Here is a 1,742-nt window from a genome sequence, read left to right on the forward strand (position 1 = left end):
CAATCCCACGAAGTTAAGGCCCCGATGACGATGTCAAGAGTTCGGTGAGCGGGATCTTGTAGGTGCATGGTGCAGTGCGGATGAGTCGGTTGTTGCGGGTCCAATAGCAGAGTTGTGCTGTGAGGCTTTTGATGGATGGTGTGCTGGTGAGGCCGAGACGGCGTGCGATGTCTTTGGTGTGCATGGGTTGATTCGCGTTCGTTGCCAGGACTCGGCAGACCTGTTCCCATCGTCTGGAGGCTGCCTGGCTTGGGGCCTGTGTGCCGGGTAGAGCCGGTGGGTGGACGGTGATCTCGATGGCTCTGACCGGCGTGCTGGCGCGGGGGCGTCCGTCGCGGTTCCAGGTGTGGTAGCGGGAGATTCCGCTCTTGACGATGCGGGTGGAGAGCCGCATCCGACGCTTGGGGAGCAGCGTGCGCAGGATGCGGGCGCCGATGTGTCCTACCAGGTCACAGCAGGTGTTCGGTCCGGTTGACGGGAACGTTCCGGTGAGACTGACGACGGTGTCGCGGGCCGCTTCCAAGGCGGTGGTGAAGCCGGCCCGGTCGGGGTCGCATCCGGGTTCGGTCTCCACCGCGGTCACCATGATGGAGCGCAGTGCCTGGTAGAGAGTGAGTAGTGCCCACACTTCCTGGGTGAGGCCCGCCGGGTCCTTCGACCGCAGCACCCGGCCTTGAAGGAGGGTGTGGCGCAGCGCCAGGTAGGCGGTCTCGATCTCCCAGCGTTCGTGGTAGAGGCGCATCAAGTGGGTTGCGGGATCGGTGCGATGGTCGCGGAGTGTGGTCAGCAGGCGGTAGGTGTCACCGAACGTGCTGCCGTCAGTGGTGCGTGCCTGGACCTCGGCCTCGATCACTCGCAGTGAGAGGTCGCCGATGCGGGTGAGGTAGGAACCGTCAGGCAGCAGGGCCAGCACCGGTGGTCGCCGTGTGCTGGTGCAGCGCACCAGGAACTGTGCGCCCTGTCGTGTGATGGCGGCGAGCAGTTCGTTGCCGTCGAACGCACGGTCGGCCAGAAGCAGCATGTCCGGGGCGAGGTGGCTGGTCAGTTCCCGGGCGTAGTCGCTCTCGGCTATGGCAGGGGGACCGAACGCTACTGCGATCAGGCCGCGGGTGCCTGTCTCGCACAGCGTCATCAGCATCAGCCGGGGGTAGCCTGCCGGACCGTAGCGTCGTACGGTGCGGCCGAGCCAGGACCTGTTGCGCTCATGGTCGGGGACCGACAGACTTCCGCATCCGTCGAATGCGACCGTGCGCCAACGGCGGTAGCGCACCCCAGGGGTTGAAGGCTGGGCCAGCGGGCCCGCCAGCACGTCGAAGAGCCGCCGCAGCGGAGCAACGCCCACCCGCCGACGCAGATCGCGAAGTGCCTTCTCTGATGGCTGGGGCACATCGGCGCTCAGCCCGGCTACGAGTTTGTCCCACACCAGCTGGGCACCCAGATGCTCGAACAGGCCGAGAGCCAGGACGAAGTAGACCCCGACTCGGGATGGCAGACTCCGCAGTCGTTTCTCGCGGGTTCCGGTCTCCTCCACCACTGCATCCACCAGGTCCGGTGGGATGACTTGCGTTAACTCGCCGATGTGACCGGGCGCGAACACGTCAGGGGTGCCGCCCGTGACAAACTGGGCCACAGGGCCTCTGCTCTCTCAGGAAGATCTTGGTCGATCCCCTGGATAGCAGAGGTCCTGCCACATCTTGCGACCGCCTTGACATCGTCATCGGGGCCTTAACTTCGTGGCATTG

1 protein-coding gene is annotated in these 1,742 nt (G+C 65.3%); it reads right to left on the reverse strand.

Features of this window, described 5'->3' with window-relative positions; genetic code table 11:
- Positions 1-13: 13 nt before the first annotated feature.
- Entirely contained in the window at positions 14-1,630 is a 1,617-nt protein-coding gene (locus AC07A4_RS41795) for an IS4 family transposase (protein ID WP_478609992.1), read from the reverse strand.
- Positions 1,631-1,742 lie beyond the last annotated feature (112 nt).

The organism is Streptomyces sp. NPDC043996 (assembly GCF_056435225.1).